At 52.5% G+C, this 17,624-nt stretch carries 15 protein-coding genes; 6 read left to right on the top strand and 9 right to left on the bottom strand.

Features of this window, described 5'->3' with window-relative positions:
• Positions 1–80 precede the first annotated feature (80 nt).
• The 6 genes from nadB to hemA all read left to right on the top strand — a co-directional run bounded on the left by nadB (position 81) and on the right by hemA (position 7,495).
• Positions 81–1,691, top strand: a complete 1,611-nt coding sequence (gene nadB, locus IEV97_RS08305; protein ID WP_188501063.1) for an L-aspartate oxidase — start codon at positions 81–83, stop codon at positions 1,689–1,691.
• 41 nt (positions 1,692–1,732) lie between these two features.
• Positions 1,733–3,277 (top strand): sensor histidine kinase, encoded by a 1,545-nt coding sequence (locus tag IEV97_RS08300; protein WP_188501062.1) that lies wholly within the window; start codon positions 1,733–1,735, stop codon positions 3,275–3,277.
• A 6-nt stretch (positions 3,278–3,283) separates the two neighbouring features.
• On the top strand, positions 3,284–3,730 hold the full coding sequence (locus IEV97_RS08295; RefSeq protein WP_188501061.1) for a response regulator: 447 nt from the start codon (positions 3,284–3,286) through the stop codon (positions 3,728–3,730).
• A 95-nt stretch (positions 3,731–3,825) separates the two neighbouring features.
• Positions 3,826–5,058: a hybrid sensor histidine kinase/response regulator gene (locus IEV97_RS08290; protein ID WP_188501060.1), complete on the top strand. Its 1,233-nt coding sequence runs from the start codon at positions 3,826–3,828 to the stop codon at positions 5,056–5,058.
• On the top strand, positions 5,055–6,116 hold the full coding sequence (locus tag IEV97_RS08285; RefSeq protein WP_188501059.1) for a response regulator: 1,062 nt from the start codon (positions 5,055–5,057) through the stop codon (positions 6,114–6,116). Before IEV97_RS08290 ends, IEV97_RS08285 begins: the two co-directional genes overlap by 4 nt.
• Before the next feature lie 95 nt (positions 6,117–6,211).
• The gene (gene hemA, locus IEV97_RS08280) at positions 6,212–7,495 is read left to right on the top strand and encodes a glutamyl-tRNA reductase (protein ID WP_188501058.1); all 1,284 of its coding nucleotides are present in this window, start codon (positions 6,212–6,214) and stop codon (positions 7,493–7,495) included.
• An 82-nt stretch (positions 7,496–7,577) separates the two neighbouring features.
• Here hemA and IEV97_RS08275 read toward each other — a convergent pair whose 3' ends face one another.
• From IEV97_RS08275 to IEV97_RS08235, 9 genes are all read right to left on the bottom strand, one after another.
• Positions 7,578–8,192, bottom strand: coding sequence for a carboxypeptidase-like regulatory domain-containing protein (locus tag IEV97_RS08275; protein ID WP_188501057.1), 615 nt, complete (start codon positions 8,190–8,192; stop codon positions 7,578–7,580).
• 24 nt (positions 8,193–8,216) lie between these two features.
• Positions 8,217–8,723 (bottom strand): hypothetical protein, encoded by a 507-nt coding sequence (locus tag IEV97_RS08270; protein ID WP_188501056.1) that lies wholly within the window; start codon positions 8,721–8,723, stop codon positions 8,217–8,219.
• Positions 8,612–9,061, bottom strand: coding sequence for a carboxypeptidase-like regulatory domain-containing protein (locus tag IEV97_RS08265; protein ID WP_188501055.1), 450 nt, complete (start codon positions 9,059–9,061; stop codon positions 8,612–8,614). The genes IEV97_RS08270 and IEV97_RS08265 overlap by 112 nt, the downstream gene beginning before the upstream one ends.
• Positions 9,062–9,636: 575 nt before the next feature.
• Positions 9,637–10,032 carry a hypothetical protein gene (locus IEV97_RS08260; protein ID WP_188501054.1) on the bottom strand — a complete coding sequence of 132 codons (396 nt, stop codon included), beginning with the start codon at positions 10,030–10,032 and terminating at the stop codon, positions 9,637–9,639.
• A 127-nt stretch (positions 10,033–10,159) separates the two neighbouring features.
• The gene (locus IEV97_RS08255; protein ID WP_188501053.1) at positions 10,160–10,825 is read right to left on the bottom strand and encodes a porin family protein; all 666 of its coding nucleotides are present in this window, start codon (positions 10,823–10,825) and stop codon (positions 10,160–10,162) included.
• A 16-nt stretch (positions 10,826–10,841) separates the two neighbouring features.
• Positions 10,842–11,153, bottom strand: a complete 312-nt coding sequence (locus tag IEV97_RS08250; RefSeq protein ID WP_188501052.1) for a putative quinol monooxygenase — start codon at positions 11,151–11,153, stop codon at positions 10,842–10,844.
• 287 nt (positions 11,154–11,440) lie between these two features.
• Positions 11,441–12,859 (bottom strand): SusD/RagB family nutrient-binding outer membrane lipoprotein, encoded by a 1,419-nt coding sequence (locus IEV97_RS08245; RefSeq protein ID WP_188501051.1) that lies wholly within the window; start codon positions 12,857–12,859, stop codon positions 11,441–11,443.
• 15 nt (positions 12,860–12,874) lie between these two features.
• On the bottom strand, positions 12,875–15,997 hold the full coding sequence (locus IEV97_RS08240; protein WP_188501050.1) for a SusC/RagA family TonB-linked outer membrane protein: 3,123 nt from the start codon (positions 15,995–15,997) through the stop codon (positions 12,875–12,877).
• A 673-nt stretch (positions 15,998–16,670) separates the two neighbouring features.
• Positions 16,671–17,354, bottom strand: coding sequence for a hypothetical protein (locus IEV97_RS08235; RefSeq protein ID WP_188501049.1), 684 nt, complete (start codon positions 17,352–17,354; stop codon positions 16,671–16,673).
• Positions 17,355–17,624 lie beyond the last annotated feature (270 nt).

The following is a 17,624-nucleotide window of genomic DNA, read 5'->3' as shown; positions in this document are numbered from 1 at the left end:
GTGATAGATGAAATAGCTGGCCTACATGGTGAAGAAGTCTTTTGTCCTTTGTCTAAATATCCTTTGTCTATTCATTAGAAATGAAAGTGCCAGATTTTGATTTCGTGGTGTTGGGCAGTGGCATTGCAGGGCTTACGTTTGCTTTGCAGGCCGCTGCCCTTGGCCGCGTTCTCGTGCTCTGCAAAGTCAATTTTTCTGAAACCAACACGGCCTACGCGCAGGGGGGCATCGCCGCCGTGCTCGACCCGACTGACTCTTTTGAACAGCACGTGCAGGACACACTCGAGGCGGGCGCCGGGCTCTGCGACGAAGCTGCTGTCCGCCAACTGGTGCAGGAGGCCCCGGCTGCCATCCGCTGGCTGCAGGGTATGGCCGTGGGTTTTGACGAAAATGAATCTGGCGAAATGGCACTTGGCCTGGAAGGCGGCCACAGCCACCACCGTATTGTGCATGTAAAAGACCATACGGGACGCAGCATACAGCAGGCTTTGGAAGAGGCTGTGCGGCGCCACCCGAACATCTCCGTGCAGGAACATCAGATGGGTATAGAACTACTCACGGATACCAGCAACACTGGTACGTTTTGCTATGGCGTACAGGTGCTGGATCTGCACACACAGGAGGTACGGTCTATACGGGCACAAGCGGTGGTGCTGGCCACAGGTGGCTCCGGACAGGTATACCAGTACACCACCAACCCAGGTATAGCCACCGGCGACGGACTGGCCATGGCGGCCCGTGCGGGAGCCGAGATCCAGAACATGGAGTTCTTCCAGTTTCACCCGACGGCCTTATACCAACCAAACGGCGAGGTCTTCCTGATCAGCGAGGCATTGCGGGGAGCGGGGGCAGAACTGGTCCTACCCGACGGCAGCCGCTTCATGCACCTATACCATCCCTTAGGCTCACTGGCCCCACGCGACATTGTGGCCCGCGCTGTGCTTACCGAAATGCAGCGCCACCACAGTCCCTGTCTATACCTGGACGTGCGCCATCTGCCGGCCGGAAAGGTGCGGGAGAACTTTCCTTCTATTTATCATAAGTGCACCACTATTGGCATTGACGTCGAAAAGCAGCTGATCCCCATTGTGCCGGCGGCTCATTACCAGTGCGGTGGCGTTAAAACGGATCTGCAGGGGCGAACTTCCATTGAGAGGCTTTACGCGATAGGGGAGGTGGCTTGTACGGGCGTGCATGGAGCAAATAGGCTCGCCAGTAATTCGCTGTTGGAGGGGGTGGTGTTTGCACACAGTGCTGCTGAGCATGTGGCAGGATTACTTCAAGAGCAATTGGAGACTGTACCTGATCTGGCCACGGAGAAAAACTGTGTAGGTGTGTTGTGGCCGGGTATGCGGGCTGAGATAGCACGGAACCGTGCGAAACTGCAAGAGCTACTCTGGGAACAGGCCGGTATTGTACGATCCGTAAAAGGTCTTACAAGTTGCCAGTCCAAAATAGACGCCCTGCAACGGAAGGTGAAAGGTATAGCCTACATGACAGGTATACAGCAGGAAGTGCAGGAACTGCAGAATCTGCTCACTGTAGCCGACTTAATTACGAAAGCCGCGCTGGCCAGGCGGGAAAGTGTGGGCGGGCATTTCGTGATGGAAACTGCACATGAAGGGCAGCAGAGCCGATACAAATCGATTTTAGTGGATGCTCCTGAATCAGGTATACAAGCACTTTTTTGAGAATAGTGCCGTACTGCTTATATTTAGGAAATTAAACACACTTGGAAGAGTACGAAAATTCATCAAATCAGCTGATAGACAATGCGTCGCGACTGAAAGCCATCATCGAAACGGCGATCGACGGCATCATCACCATCGACCGCAGAGGTGTTGTGGAGACTGTAAACCCGGCGGCCGCGCATATTTTTGGCTACCAGCCCGACGAGATTATCGGCAACAATGTGAGCATGCTCATGCCGGAGCCCGACCATAGCCTGCACGATAAGTACCTGGACAACTACCACCGCACGGGGGTGGGGCAGATCATCGGCAAAGGACGCGAAGTACTGGGCAAAAAGAAAAACGGCACCGTGTTTCCGTTTCTGCTCAGCATCAGCGAGGTGAACCTGCACGACAAGCAGATCTTTACGGGCATCATCCACGACATCACCGATCTTAAAAAAACGGAGGTCGCGCTGCGCGAAAGCGAAAGCCGCATTAACTCCATCATCCAGACTGCTGTAGACGGCATCATCACCATCGACATGCGCGGTGTCATCGAGATGATCAATCCCTCCGCCTGCAGGCTGTTCGGCTATGGCGAATCGGAGGTGATTGGCCGGAAGATCAACATGCTGATGCCAGAGCCTGACCGCAGCCTGCATGACAACTACATGCACCACTACCACGAGACCGGCGAGAAGCGCATCATCGGTATAGGCCGCGAGGTAACCGGACTCAAAAAAGACGGTACCATCTTCCCGCTATTCCTGAGCATCAGCGAAGTGAAGCTGGCCGACCGCAAGGTATACACCGGCTTCATCCATGACATCACCCGCCAGAAAATAACCGAAGAGCGCCTGCGCCGCTATGCCGCCGAACTCGAGCGAAGCAACCGCGAACTGCAGGATTTCGCCTACGTGTCATCGCACGACTTGCAGGAGCCCCTGCGCAAGATCCAGGCCTTCGGCGACCGCCTCAAGCTAAAAGAGTACGAGAACCTGAGCGAGCAGGGCAAGGACTACGTGGACCGTATGCTCAACGCTGCTGTTCGGATGCAGAACCTGATCAACGACCTGTTGACCTTTTCCAGGGTTACCTCCAAGTCCAAGCCGTTTGTAGACACAGACCTGAACCAGATTGCGCACGACGTGATCTCGGATCTGGAGATTGCCATCGAAAACGCGCACGCTACAGTGGAGGTGGGGGAACTGCCAGTTATTCAGGCCGAGCCTACCCAGTTGCGCCAGTTGTTGCAAAACCTGATCAGCAATGCCATCAAGTTCCGCAAAGAGAATGTAGACCCTGTGATAAAGGTATACGCCAAAGAAGTACAGCTGAAAGCCCACATGACCTCCACCCCGGGCGACGAATTGGTGGAACTGCATGTGGAAGATAACGGGATCGGCTTTGAAGAGAAGTACCTGGACCGGATCTTCAACATTTTCCAGCGGCTGGAGGGGCAGAAGTACGAGGGCTCCGGTATAGGGCTGGCCATCTGCCGTAAAATCGCGATCCGCCACGGAGGCGACATTACAGCCAGAAGTAAACCGGGGGAGGGCACGCATTTTATTGTTACTTTAGCAAAAACTCACCTGAAGGAATAAGCATCTATGAAATCGAATAGACCTATCGTGATACTGATCGCTGACGACGACGCCGAAGACCGCATGCTCATAAAAGAGGCACTGGACGAGAACCGGCTGAGCAATGCCATCCAGTTTGTGGAGAACGGCGAAGAGCTGATGGACTACCTGCACAACCGCGGCAATTTTACCGACAAGGAAAAATATCAGACGCCGGGCCTTATCCTGCTAGACCTGAACATGCCGAAAAAGGACGGCCGTGAGGCGCTGAAGGAAATAAAAGCCGATGAATACCTGCGCGTGCTGCCCGTGGTGGTGCTCACCACCTCCAAGGCCGAAGAGGACATCCTGCGCACCTACGACCTGGGCGTGAGCTCCTTCATCACCAAGCCGGTCACCTTCAGTTCGCTCGTAGACGTAATGCGCACCCTGAGCAAATACTGGTTTGAGATTGTAGAACTGCCGAAACCGTAGCAAGTTAAAAAGTTGGGAAGTTAGAAAGGTAGAAAGTTACCTTCGTACAAACCGACTTTCTGCCTTTTTAACTTTCTGATTTTCTAACTAAAAATATGCCTGACAGAATTCGTGTTTTGCTGGTGGATGATGATGAAGATGACTTCATCATTGCGCGGGATATTATGGACGATATTCCCGGGCGTAACTACTTGCTAGAGTGGGCGCCGTCCTTTAAAGAGGCGATCGACATCATCAGAGAACAGCGGCACCATGTATACCTGGTCGATTTCAGGCTGGGTGCGCATGATGGGTTGGAGTTGATTGAGCAGGCGGTAAACGAGGGTATAGCGGCTCCGTTCATTCTGCTCACAGGCCAGAGCGACCGCGAAACTGATGAGAAAGCCATGCGGGCCGGCGCCCAGGATTACCTGGTGAAAGGCACTTTCAATCCCTACGACCTGGAGCGCTCGATCAGGTATAGCATTGAGCACGCCAAGAGTCTGGCCGAGATTCAGAAGCTGAACACCGAGCTGGAGCAACGGGTAGAGGAGCGCACGCAGGAACTGGCTGCGGCCATACAGAACCTGGAGAAGGCGAACCGCACCCTGAAGAAGGCACAGACCGAAATATACAAGGCGCTGCAGAAAGAGAAGGAACTGCACGAACTCAAATCGCGGTTCGTGACCATCGCCTCGCACGAGTTCCGCACGCCGCTCAGCACGGTACTGTCGTCGGCATCGCTTATCACCAAGTACAAGACTGCCGAAGACGATGAAAAGCGCCTGAAGCACGTGGGTCGCATCAAGTCGGCGGTGCACAACCTGACCAATATTCTGAACGACTTCCTGTCCATCAGCAGAATGGAGGAGGGCAAGATACACAATGTGCCGAGCACCTTTGATCTGCAGAGTTTCGCCGCGGAGGTGGTCGATGAAATGCAGGGCTTCCTGAAAGAGGGGCAGCGCATTGACTACCGGCACGAAGGCGCACAGCTGACGGTATACTTGGACAAGCAGCTCATGCGCAACGTCATGATTAACCTGCTCTCCAACGGCAGCAAATACTCCGGGGAGAACCGCACGATCTGGTTCATGACCTCCATACAGGGAGATGTTGTGACGCTGGAAGTGCGGGACGAGGGCATCGGTATACCTGACGATGACAAGACGCACTTGTTTACGCCTTTCTTCAGGGCACAGAACGTCACTAACATACAGGGGACGGGTCTGGGATTGAACATTGTAAAAAAATATGTAGAAATAATGGGTGGCGAGTTGCGCTATGAAAGCCAGCTGGGCCACGGCACCACGTTCACCATCACTTTGCCATATACCGCACAGATATGAAAAAGATATTGCTGATTGAAGACAACCAGGAGATACGCGAGAACACAGCCGAAATCCTGACGCTGGCCAACTACCAGGTACTCGAAGCGCCCAATGGCAGGCTGGGCGTAGACCTGGCCAAAAAAGAACACCCTGACCTGATCATCTGCGACATCATGATGCCCCAGTTGGATGGCTACGGTGTACTGCATATGCTCAGCAAATACCCTGAGACGGCCAGTATTCCCTTCGTTTTCCTGACGGCAAAATCTGAAAAAGACGACTTCCGCAAGGGCATGAACCTGGGTGCCGACGATTACCTGACCAAGCCCTTCGATGATGTGGAGTTGCTGGACGTGGTGGAGATGCGGCTGAAGAAAAACGAGATCATGAAGGCGGAGTTTCAACGCAACGTGCAGGGGCTCGACAATTTCATACAGGAGGCGAAAGGCTACGAGGAGCTTAACAAGCTGATCTCTGAGAACCGTCGTGTTACCATTTTCCGCAAAAAGCAGCACCTGTTCTCAGAGGGCAACTACCCAAGCAACCTCTATTTCCTGAACAAAGGAAAGATCAAGACCTACAAGGCGAACGAAGAAGGCCGCGAATACATCACCAGCCTGTATAAGGATGGCGACTTTATAGGCTATCTGGATCTGCTGGAAGAGAAGGCTTACCGCGAGTCGGCGATGGCGCTGGAGGACTCGGAGGTATACATCATTCCGCGCGAGGACTTCTACACCTTGCTATATCAGAACCGCGACGTGGCGGGTAAGTTCATCAAAATACTGTCTGACAACCTGGCCGACCGGGAGGAGCGCCTGCTGAAGCTGGCTTATAACTCAGTGCGCAAGCGTGTGGCGGAGGCGCTGCTGTTTGTGGAGAAACAGTACAAGGAAGATCCGAACTACAAGTCAGAGGTATCGATCACCCGCGAGGACCTGGCCAGTATTGTGGGTGCCTCCAAAGAGACTGTGATCCGTACTTTGGCGGATTTCAAAGATGAAAACCTGATCGACACCCGCGGCAGTAAGATCACGATCCTGAACGCACAGAAGCTGGAGCGAATGCGGAATTAGTGGAAACATTGACATTTCTCCTGCCTGAAAGTGACGAATGTCATACTTTACAACCACCGCTTTTAAGAAATTTGCATTGTATCTGAGAGAAAGACATGCAAAATCAGTTTAAGGCCCTTACACTATCTTACAAGCAAGCACCTATTGCCATCCGGGAAGCCGTATCGCTGAACGAGATCGGCTGCCGTAACCTGCTCGACAAGATAAGCGAGTTCACCGACGCGCAGGATGTGATGGTGCTTTCTACCTGCAACCGCACGGAGGTATACTATACCGCTGTGCAGGACCTGTCCCGCGCGATCATCAAACTGATCGCGATTGAGAAAGGCTTCATCGCGACAAAGGAGATCACATCTTATTTCCAGCACATCACCGACCACCAGCAGGCAGTACAGCACTTGTTTTATGTGTCGCTGGGCTTGGAGTCGCAGGTGGTGGGCGATATGCAGATACTCAACCAGGTGAAGAAAGCCTACCAGTGGGCGGCTGATGCCAACATGGCCGGCCCTTTTCTGCACAGGCTGATGCATACCATTTTCTTTACCAACAAACAGGTGTTCAACCAGACCGCCTTTTTTGATGGTGCTGCCTCTGTATCATACGCCACAGTGGAGCTGGTAGAAGAGCTGACCAGAGGTATGGCTGATCCGCGTGTGCTGATGATCGGGGTAGGGGAGATCGGCGCCAATGTGTGCGACAACTTCGGCAAGTCGAAGATCAGCAACATCACCATCGCCAACCGTACGCATCACAAAGCGCTGGAGCTAGCCCAGAAAACGAATGCCCGTGCTATTTACTGGGAGAATGTGTGGGAAGAAATGGCAAACGCAGATGTGGTCATCTCGTCCGTGCCAGGTGACTGCTTCTTTATCGGGCAGGCGGATATTGCGCAGCTCGGTGAAAATGCTCCCCAGTTCTTTGTGGACCTTTCCATGCCACGCAGCATTGACGCTGCCATTGAGGCCCTGCCAAACGCCAAGGTATACAACGTAGACAATATCCGTAACCGTGCCACGGAGGCGCTAACCATGCGTATGGCTGCTATACCGCAGGTGAAGGAAATCATAGCGGAAGCCATGGTTGAGTTCAACGCCTGGACCCGCGAGATGGCGATGTCGCCGGCCCTGCAGCAGTTCAAGAGCCGCCTGGAGGAAATCCGGCAGCAGGAGCTTGCCCGCTATACCAAAAAGCTGGGCGATGACCAGCGAGAACTGGTAGAGGCGATCACTAAAAACATCCTCAACAAGATTGTGAAGCTGCCAGCCCTGGAGCTGAAAGCCGCCTGTCAGCGTGGTGAGTCCGAAGCCCTTCTGGAAGGCCTGAGCGCGCTCTTTAACCTCGAGAAGCAGGAAGCCCAGGCTATACCTGAAAAGTTTTAAAATGTATTTGTCGTTTGCTGACGACCACGAAAACTCTCCCGCTATGGGAGAGTTTCTTGTTTAAGAGCTGTTAGAGACGCGCCTAATAATATTTGATCGGGATAGAGAAAACCTTCAAAATGTCCGGCACTCTAATCCGGGCCTCCCGTTGCTGCAACTGTATACTCTGCCCATACCTGAAGTTCGCGTCAGCATCCATGGCCGGCATTTCCGTGACCGATTTGTAAACGTAGGGTTCAGGTATAACGGGGAGTTGATCTTTGGGCTCCGCGGGGAGTTTGGTGCGCAGCACGGCTTGCCTCAGATCATATTCCGTTGCCCAGGGCATCACGTCCACAGTCGGCAGTTTATTCTCTTTTCTTTGGAGCACAATTTTGAGCGTCAGCCGGTTTTCCGCTGCCTCAGCAGGTACTGTCAGGTATAGCTTTTCGTAACCCAGGGCACCAAATACCACCGTATCGCCTGTCAGGACAGGCATCGAAAAATAACCGCTTTTGCGTGTGTAAGTGCCTCTTGTGGTGCCCGCCACATATACCGCTACGCCTTCCAAAGCCGTCAGGCTGTCACTCGCATAGACCATACCCGAGAATTGAATCACCTGTCTGTTTGGATCCGGCAAGTGCTGCCCCAGCGTTGGTTTACTTAAAAGCAGTGATAACAGGCAAATCGCAGCGAAGAGGACGGTGTTTCTTTTCATGGGATGCAGGTATAGCCGGACCCGTTATTGCCTCACCGTTACATAGGCTGCCAGGCGGCCGCCGATGGCTTTCTCCCAGTCTCCTAGGCTGGCCTTCCGGGAATAGAAGCTGCCGCCCAATGCAGCGCCGTAACTGAAAATATACTTTTCGTGGTTGCTGTATTGGGGAAGGTATTCTATACCTAAAAAGAAGTCTTCGTCCACCACCAGGCCATAGTGCTCAAGTGGTATTGTGACCCAGCCCTGGGTAAGTGGCAGTCGGCTAATGATGCTTTTTTCGATCAGGCGCTCTCCCGGCATACCTGCTGTGTTTTTGTAGAGATTGATGCGAAAGGAAGCCGAATCACGCTTGATGCTGCGCAGGTATACCGTGGCAGAAAGAATCTCGGAAGTCTTATTGTTGAGGTGGATGAACTTGCCTAGTTCCGAAATATCGTCCGAGTGAACCGTTTCCGCGGAGCCGTACAGGAACGGATTGCGCGATGTGGTACCAAATTTTTTGATCTTAGTCGCCTTGCTGCTGATGACCACTTCACGCAGTGCCGTCGTTTTTCCGTGAGTTCAAACACGGTCATGGAGCCGGAGAGGATAGAGGCAACAGGCAATGAAAGCTCCTTGTAGCCAATGGCCGAAAAGGTGAGCGTGTCCTGCCGGTTCTCCTCTTTCAGCGTGATTTTGAAGCTGCCGTCCGGCCTGGTAGCAGTGCCGATGTTTTTCTTCTTGATACCGATGTTCACGTAAGGTATAGCCTCATGCCGGGCAGCGCTTCTGACAGTGCCGCTTATCTGAAGACCTTGTCCGAAGGAGACGCTGCATGTGAGCAGGAAGAAAAACGTGATGAGCAGCCGGGTCAATTTGCTTTTTGGCATCGATTGAGTCTCTTGAAGTTTGAGGCAGCTAACCCAGTTTAGGTATAGCTGTTATCAAGAGGATTCAATTTCTGTAACATAGGTTGCAAGCGCTGCCGCAATTTTTGCAACTTATGCGCTGGCAGGGATGCGCTGCTACGGACTAAAGCCAGTTCGGAGGTACTGAATATGGCTTGTCTGATAAGGAGTGGTTGTTATGAGGTTCACTTGGGAATACCTGTTCTTCCAACATGGACACAGCGTGCTTCCAAACTGGCAGCCCTCTTGGGACTAGCTTTTCCTTACTACCGCTCACATGATCCAGAACTTTCCTTTCCGTCTTTATTTATCTGAGAACTGATCCTGGCAATCACAACCACCGCGGAGATGGTGATAATGATTTTGCCATTGTTCTCGTGGTATAATAAGGCACTTCCAATTAGCTACAAGCAGCTATAAACCAAACTTATCAGGATGGTCTTTTTCGATATTTTCTCCATAGTACAGATTGTTAGGTATAGCTTGATTTTTTAAAGGTATTAATGGTTAGTATAAAAGCGGAGTTTGATTTTTATACCTTTTTGCCAGAAGTGGTTTTACAGTTTCTTTTTGCTAATCCATCTATCGCCAGGTCCTTCTCCTTCATAGTATACTTGGCTTGCGTCACCGAATACTAATAATGTTCCCATTCCATTTCCAATTACCTCAGTGGGAGCTTCTTTTATACTCATTCTTTTACCGTCCATTCTGCTGCTTTCTGAGATGACATAACAGTCATTAGGGTTTCCTAAATTGGCTAAAGCGTTCTCTATCGCTTTCCATTCATTTCCTTTAATTTCTTCAAAGTCTTTAAGCTGGGAGCTGAAATGAGCTAGTTCATTAACAAACTTATGCCGTGTCTTTTCTTTCTTTATAAAGGTTAAGTACCTGTCCTGTTTATTAGTTACAATAAACCTTTGGATGACTTTGGATTCAAGGTTAATGTCAATCATCTATAATTTACATTACCGTCAACGGGCTTGTACATGAGGTGAGCAAGGCACAACCGAGCTTGGTGTATGTGCTGGGTATGGTTGGTATATGACAGTCAAACCATCCATTGAGAAATTAAATGCTCCCTTATTTGGGGCGGAGCTCCAGCAAATAGGCCGCGGTGACTGTGATATTGGTATTGGAGGCGGAGAGCACCTGTTGTCTCTTCGTCATAATGCTGTTCAGGCTCTGGGTAATTCTTGCTTCCAATTGAAAAGTGCCGATTGCGGTGGTACGCTGCAGACCCACCCCCAAAGCGAGGCCCGCAAGCCAGGGCTTTTCAATCTCTTTTTGATAATAGCTATTATGCTCCAAGTCTGAGATCGATTGTATGCTGTCGCGGCTCGAGACAAGGTAACTGATGGACGGGCCAAGGTTGGCTATTATTTTGGTGTTTTTATGCCCCCACATGGCATGCGTCATAAAAGGTAGCTCGAGGTAATGGAGTCTCCGGGTATACTTGGTGGTAGAGTCGATTTTATCTGACCAACCACGCTGCACCCAATTTAGCTCCACCTGTACCCCCATCATGGGCTCATTCTCGTTCACCCGTACCGCATGCTTCAATATCAGGCCTGCTGTGTATCCGGTTGCCCAACCTTGGTTCTGAGAAGGGTCGAAACTGAACCATGAGGCACTGGAGCCGCCCTTCAAGCCAACACCTGTATAAACGGTAGCGGTTGGTTTAACCTGGGCAGTGCAAAAGCCTGCTAGTATGAGATTAAGGATAAGTGACAGTAGAAATAATTTCATGAACTATTGGCAAGGTTTACTTAGAAACAAATCCACCCAGCACTTCCAGTTCCTGTCCTTTCTCGGGTCTGCCGGCCAGCAGGGGCATGGCCTGCGCGATCAACTCTTTCACACCGGGCACCTGCAGGGAATTGTCGTGGTCTTCTTTGCTGTCCCAAACCTCGGTTACCCATACGGCATCAGAGCCGGTACTTTCCTGGCTTACCAGGTATAGCCGGCAGCCTTTCGCCTTTGAAACCAGTCTAGAAGCTCCTAAGAGGATCTCGGCAAGTTGCGAGCCGTTACCGACTGTTGCTTCTAGTTTTCCGTGCAGACCGTATTTGCTCATTATTCAGGTATAAGAGTGGAAGGTAAGTTGCTGCTATACCTATAGCGGTATAGCCACTAAATATAGAGATTTTGTATGTAATTGTTGCTCTATGACTTAGGAAGTGGCTATTAAAATATTTCATACAGCAAGCACACTACCTATTATACCTGCATTGCATAGTCATTCAGGTCTCTTCGGTTAACTAGCAAAAAAAGCAGCAGCCGATCCACCCCGATCAGCTGCTGCTTTTGTTACTACTACAGTCAGAAAGTTTAATCACTTCTAAATTCTCAAACTCCTAAACTCTACTGGTCCCACCAGAGTGGTTCCGACAAGACAGGCGAATCCGGGGTATTTGGGTTCTTGCTGGTCTCTCCCTGCGGGTAGGCCAGCCTGCGGATATAGGTAGGCAGCGCCGCGTTGGCAGGTAGCGTGAAGTTAGCGTACTGGTAATTGTAGCGTCTGGCATCGTTCCAGGCCTCGGGGTTGAGGTACGTCACCACATACTTCTCTTTAAAGATCAGGTCAAGCGTTAGGTTGGCGGCGCCCACACCCACCGCGGGGTTGCTCAGGTAAGCGTCCCGTTCAGCGACCGGCACTTCGAGCTTGTCCATGTGGGCACGTATACCTTCCAGGTAGGCGGTATAGGCTCGCTGTCTGTCACCGGCGCGGAATGCAGCCTCCGCCTCAACGAATTTCATTTCAGCATAGGAGACAATGGTTAGTGGAGATGCTTCGCCGGTCAAAGGGGAGTTACGCGAAATGTATACCTCGTCCTTTATCGTGTTGTTAGCCGGGCCCACGTTGCCTACGCCGTTCGGAGTACCCACGTAGGTGCCAGTTACCGTACGGTCGGTGATGCGGGAGATGCGGGGGTCCACCACGCCATAGGTTTTGCCGTTGAGATGGTCGACGAGCTGCTCTGAAAGCCAACCGCCCAGTATGAGAGAGGCATTGCTTCGTGCCACTTCAGCCCAGGGGTTGCGAAGTGCGAACACGGCCATTTCGGCATCGTCAGCGTTGGATTTGTAGGAGTTCTCCACCGCGCTCAGCACAGCGGCCGGGTTGTAGGACGGTTGCTTGCTTACCTTGTTGAGCAGTCTGGCTTTCAAGGCATTGGCTGTCTTGATCCACGCATCCTTGTCGCCGCCATGGATCAGGTCGTTGTCATCGTCGAGCACCACCTTGGAATCGGTTTTCTGGAGTTCGGCTATACCTTCGTCGAGCAGACGCAGCGCCTCGGCATACAGCTCTTCCTCCGTGTCGAAACCAGGCGTCAGGGTACTATTGTCGAAGCCCTCTGAATATGGGGCATCTCCCCAAAGATCACTCACCAAACTCAGGTGATAGGACATCAGGACGTTGGCCACGCCCACATAGTCCGAGGCGCCTTCCTCTATTCCTTTCTGCCTCATGTCGTAGATGTCGGCCATGGCCAGGTATAGCGCATCCCAGGTGCCGGTATAGTCCGTTACCTGGTAAGTGTCGGTACCACTGCCTGCTGTGGGGCTGGCCAGATACTGCACAAAGAAGGAGGTAGTGGCAGCCACCCGCTGGCTGTTCAGGCCAGTCTTGTGGGTGGTGGTGGAGAGCAGCGCACTGAGTGGCGCAACAGGAACCAGGTTCGGGTTATCATTCAGATCAAAGTAGTCTTCACAGCTTTGTAAACCCATCGCAGCGCCCAGCATGGTAAAGGCGAGTGCGTATCTAACTATCTTTTTCATAATGTCTTTCTCTTTTTAGAACCCAAGGTTCAGGGTGAACAGGTAGCTTCTCACGGCCGGATAGGTGAAACCAGCGAACCCGTCCACGTTACTGCCGCTCGGGTTGGAGCTGTTTTCCGGGTCAAATCCTGAGTAGTCTGTGGATAGCCACAGGTTGTTGCCAGTCAGGGAGACGGAGGCGTTGCGGATGAAGATATCCTCAAACCACTGGCCGGGCAGGGCGTAGCTGAGCGTCAGAGAGCGCAGGCGAACCCACGAGGCATCTTCCACGAACTCCTCTGACACGCCCCGGTGGAAGCGTCGGTAGTAGCCATCGCCGTAGTTGACGCCATCCGGACCTATACCCTGGCCCAGCCATACCTGCTTGGTGTTGGGCGTGCCGTCGGCCAGCACACCCTCAAACACCTTGGTCTCGTTGCGGTTCTCGGTATAGTCGGCAATGCCGAAGGCAGAGAAGAAGTTACCCATCTGGTTGTACTTCTCGTGTCCCACGCGGGCATCCAGCAGGGCTGTCAGGCTCAGGCCTTTGTAGGTGAAGGTGTTGGTGAAGCCACCGATCCAGTCAGGCTGGGAGTTACCCAGGATCTTCTGCTTGGAGAGCGGTGCCCGCACCGGAAAGCCATCCGGACCTATCAGCAAGGGTCTGTCCTCGTCAATGAACAGGGGATCTTCCTCTTCTCCGGGGCCGTAGTAGCGCTGCCAGCTGGATCCGTAAATGTTGCCGTAGGGCTGCCCGGGTATCAGTTTCATGGTAACGGTAGAACTCAGGTAACCGAACTGGGAGGCGTACGGAATCTCCTCCAAGCCCTCACGTATGCTCAGGATCTTGTTACGGTTGGCAGAGAAAATCACTTTGGTGTCCCAACTGAAGTCATTCGACCTGACAGGAGTCGCGTTCAGCACAATCTCTACCCCTTTGTTGCGCATTTTCCCGGAGTTCACAGCGGCCCGCACGAAGCCCGTGGAGGCGGCCACATCGATCGGCAGGATCTGGTCTTTGCTCAGCGAGTAGTAGTACGTGAAGTCGAAGCCGAGGCGGTTGTCCAGAAAGGCCATTTCAAGACCAGTCTCGAATGTGTTCGTGAATTCGGGCTTTAGGTCTACGTTGCCGAGCAGCGCACTGCGCGTATAGCCGGTGAAGCCCGTCGGGAACCCTGTGTAGGGTGAGAAACCGGATGAGGTGGAGTAGCGGGGTGCATCCTTGCCGATCTGGGCATAGGACACCCGCAGCTTGCTCTGGTTGATGAAGGCCGGCAATTCAAAATGCTCCGAGAACACGTAGCTCAGACTGGCAGAAGGATAGAAGAAGGAGTTGTTGGACTTGCTAAGTGTCGAGGTGATGTCGTTTCGGCCTGTCAGCGTCAGGAAGAGGAAGTCCCGGTAATCAATAGAGGCCTCCCCGAAAACGCCCATTAGTCTATACTCTGACTGGTCGTCCCTGGGTGTGAGCGCACGCGCGTTGCGCAGGTCAAAAAAGTCGAACACGGTCAGCTCATCGCCCTCTACCCCAAAGCTTCTCACCTGCTCATCGTAGAGCTCGTGGCCCAGGCGGAACGTCGCATTGAAATTTTCTCCAAAGCCAGTTGTCGCGGTGGCGATGAAGTTGGAGTTGATGGACCGGAATTTGGTGGTATACTCATACACGAAACCCAATCCGTTGTCTTCCAGCACCCGTTCGTCGGGAAAACCGCGTTCTCCCGGTGCGGTGCGGGTGCGGTCATCGGTATAGCTGTCCAGCCCGATGCGGTAGCTCAGGTCCAGCCATTTGAGAGGGGCATAGCCCAGGTGCACGCTGCCGATGAAACGGTTCACGTCGTCTTCCATCTGGTTAGTGGAGGCCGCATAAATCGCGTTGTCGTTGCCGTAGCTCTGCATAGTGCCGTCCGGCTTTTTGTAATCCTCCACGTCCCAGCGCGGCGACCAGTAACTGAGCATCTCATTGAAGCGGTCGGCATTGTAGCGCATGCCACCGGACTTAGAGAAGCTGAAGTTGGCGCCTGTCCGCACTTTGTCGCTCAGCTTCACATCGGTGTTCAGACGGGCGGAGAAGTTTTCGAAATCCGTGAAAGGCAGCACGCCTTCGTGCTTCAGGTGGGAGAGGGAGGAGAGGTAGGTGATGGTCTCGTTGCCGCCTGAGAAAGACAGCGAGTTCCGGAACTGGTGGCCCCTTTCATAGGCGTCCTCAAAATGTTTGTAGAGTTTCTCGGGGTGTGTCGGGTCTAAGCGCCTTGCCTCTTCCACTGTTGGTCCCCATGAGGGCCAGAAGCTGGTAGGGTCGTATACGCCGGTGTAGCCCTGGGTATAGGTGTCCTGCGTCTTCGGGAATTTGTTTACTTCCTCTATGCCGGCCGTGCTGGTCAAACTCACCCGCAAGGCACCCGCCTCCCCTCGTTTCGTGGTGATGACCACGACGCCGTTCGCGCCGCGAAGGCCGTAGAGCGCTGTGGCTGCGCCGCCCTTCAGCACGTTGATACTCGCGATGTCGTCCGGGTTGATGTCGGCCAGGCGGTTGCTCATGCCCCGGAGCTCGGCGCCTTGCCCGAAAGTGGAGGTGGAGTTGTCCATCAGCACGCCGTCAATGACGAAGAGCGGTTGGCTGGGCCGTGTGGGGTCAATGGAGTTGATGCCGCGAATCTGGATGTTGGTGCCCTGACCTGGTGCGCCACCTGTACTGGAAATGACGGCACCTGCCACCTTGCCCTGCATGGCGTTGAGCACATTGGGCTGTCGGTGCTGCGTCAACTCCTCCGCCTGCACCTGCTGCGCGGCATAGCCCAGCGCCTTTTTCTCGCGGGTGATACCCAGCGCTGTCACCATCACTTCGCCTAGTTCCTGTGCATCGAGATTCAGTGTCACATTAACGGTAGCCTGACTACCCACGGGCACTTCTCTTGTCTGGTAGCCCAGAAAGCGAAAAACGAGGACAGCATTGTTGTCCGGCACCTGGATCTGGTAGTTGCCTTCAGCGTCGGTTGGCGTGCCGGTGGTGGTGCCTTTTATGGTCACACTGACGCCGGGCAGTCCCTGGCCTGTGTCGGAGGCGGTTACCCGTCCGCTGACTTGTCGCTGCTGCGCCCAGGCACCTGTGGCGCCAAGCACGAATAGCATGAATAAGATGAGTGTAAAGGTGTTCTTCATAATGATCTCAATTAGTGAATCACAGAATTTATTTAAAGCGCAATGACAATCAGGTATTCAGTAACTCGGGTAGCCGAGGAGCATACGCAGCTGGCTTACCCTGCACTGTAAGGTATAGCCAACCGGGACCTATGCCTGCTGTTGTCAAAAAATGGTGGACTGACACTGAACATAAGCAAGCGCCTGGTTAGCTAAATCGGGTTATTGGAGTATATAAAAAAAAATTTGTCTTATATACGTTGAGTCTGCAGAAATGGGAGAGTATTGAGCACAAAATATGCTGCTAACTGCATGGTTTAGGGTAAACCCGATCAATTTTGGCAGCTGGGTGGGTTGGCTGGCAATGGGCCTAGGCTATTTAAGCACCTATTGGTGCAGTACCGATTTGTAAAACCTGCAACTGCCGCAGAAGAGGATAGCCGTGATAGCTGCTTTGGTACTAAGAACAGATAGCCGACTTTCCTGATCGTTTCGTATAAAGGGCATGGAGGTCATTATCATTGCATGCGTGCTCATCCTTTATGGTGTGGGTTACTTTGTGTACTACATGTATGGCAGGGATAGAAAACCTAAGCGCAGAAAGAAGTTCTACGATCACCTATGGCCATAAAAAAACAGGCCGCCCCGTGGTCAGGGCAGCCTGTTATGCGTATTGGTGGTTTTAAGAATTCGCTTACACGTGTGCTTTCTTTTGCAGGGCGGCAACCTGGTCGTTCAGTTCCGCCACCAGGTTCATCTCCGTTTGCAGCTCACGCTTGATCTTGATCTCGCGCTCACGGGCATTCTTCTTGAACTCAGCAAACTCGCGGTCGATATCGTCAAACTCTTTCTTCTTCTGGTCTGTCACCTTCTTGCTGCTCTTAAACTGCGTGTACACCACGCCGAGCGCAATCAGGAGCAGGGCGATAATGGCCGTATTGATGATCACATAAATCTGTTTGTGGATCGGAATGCCCAGCACATGCAGGTTGTTCACCGCGTCTTCGCTTTGCTGCACGGCAGCGTCTTTTTGAGCGTTGTCCAGCTTGAGGGCCTCAATTTCCTTTTCCTGCTCCGTGATGCGTGCCTGCGCCGTTTCCAGATCCTGACGGGTTGCGTTCAGGTCTTTGATCTGCTTCTGCTCCACGTCTTTGATCGTAGCCTGCACGCTTTGCCAGAATGAGTTAAGCAGGGCGACATTCACCACTTTATACTCTCTGTTGCCTTCCATGTAGGAGTTGGACTTGCTTTTGAGATCGTTAAACTGGCCGGTTAGCGGGGTGGCCGACTTGTTCTCATTTTTAGCCGTTCCCTGTGCCTGCACTGCTGGTGCCGCTGTGGTCAGCACAATCAATAAGGAAAGAAAGAATGCTTTCATGTTTTTTGGAATAATGGTAAAAGTTGAATTGCGGTAAATATAAAAATAATATTTTTTTGAGAAAGTCGAATAGTTGATTTTATGCTGTAAATCCACAAACCTTTTTACACTAACTTCAAAAGTTTATTTTTTATTGCCAAAACAGCTCTCAAAGGTGCTGCCTGTTGCGCTGCCAATCGGGCAGGCGCATTGGCTTTTCATGCACGGGTAACATACGCCAACGGGTTAAAGTTCTGAGTGCTAGTGGTGAAAGCGTAACAGGAAGCTCTT

This window comes from Pontibacter amylolyticus, from assembly GCF_014638845.1.
Lineage (GTDB): Bacteria > Bacteroidota > Bacteroidia > Cytophagales > Hymenobacteraceae > Pontibacter > Pontibacter amylolyticus.
The sequence above is the reverse complement of the archived record's forward strand: the minus strand, read 5'-3'. Positions and strand labels throughout refer to the sequence as shown.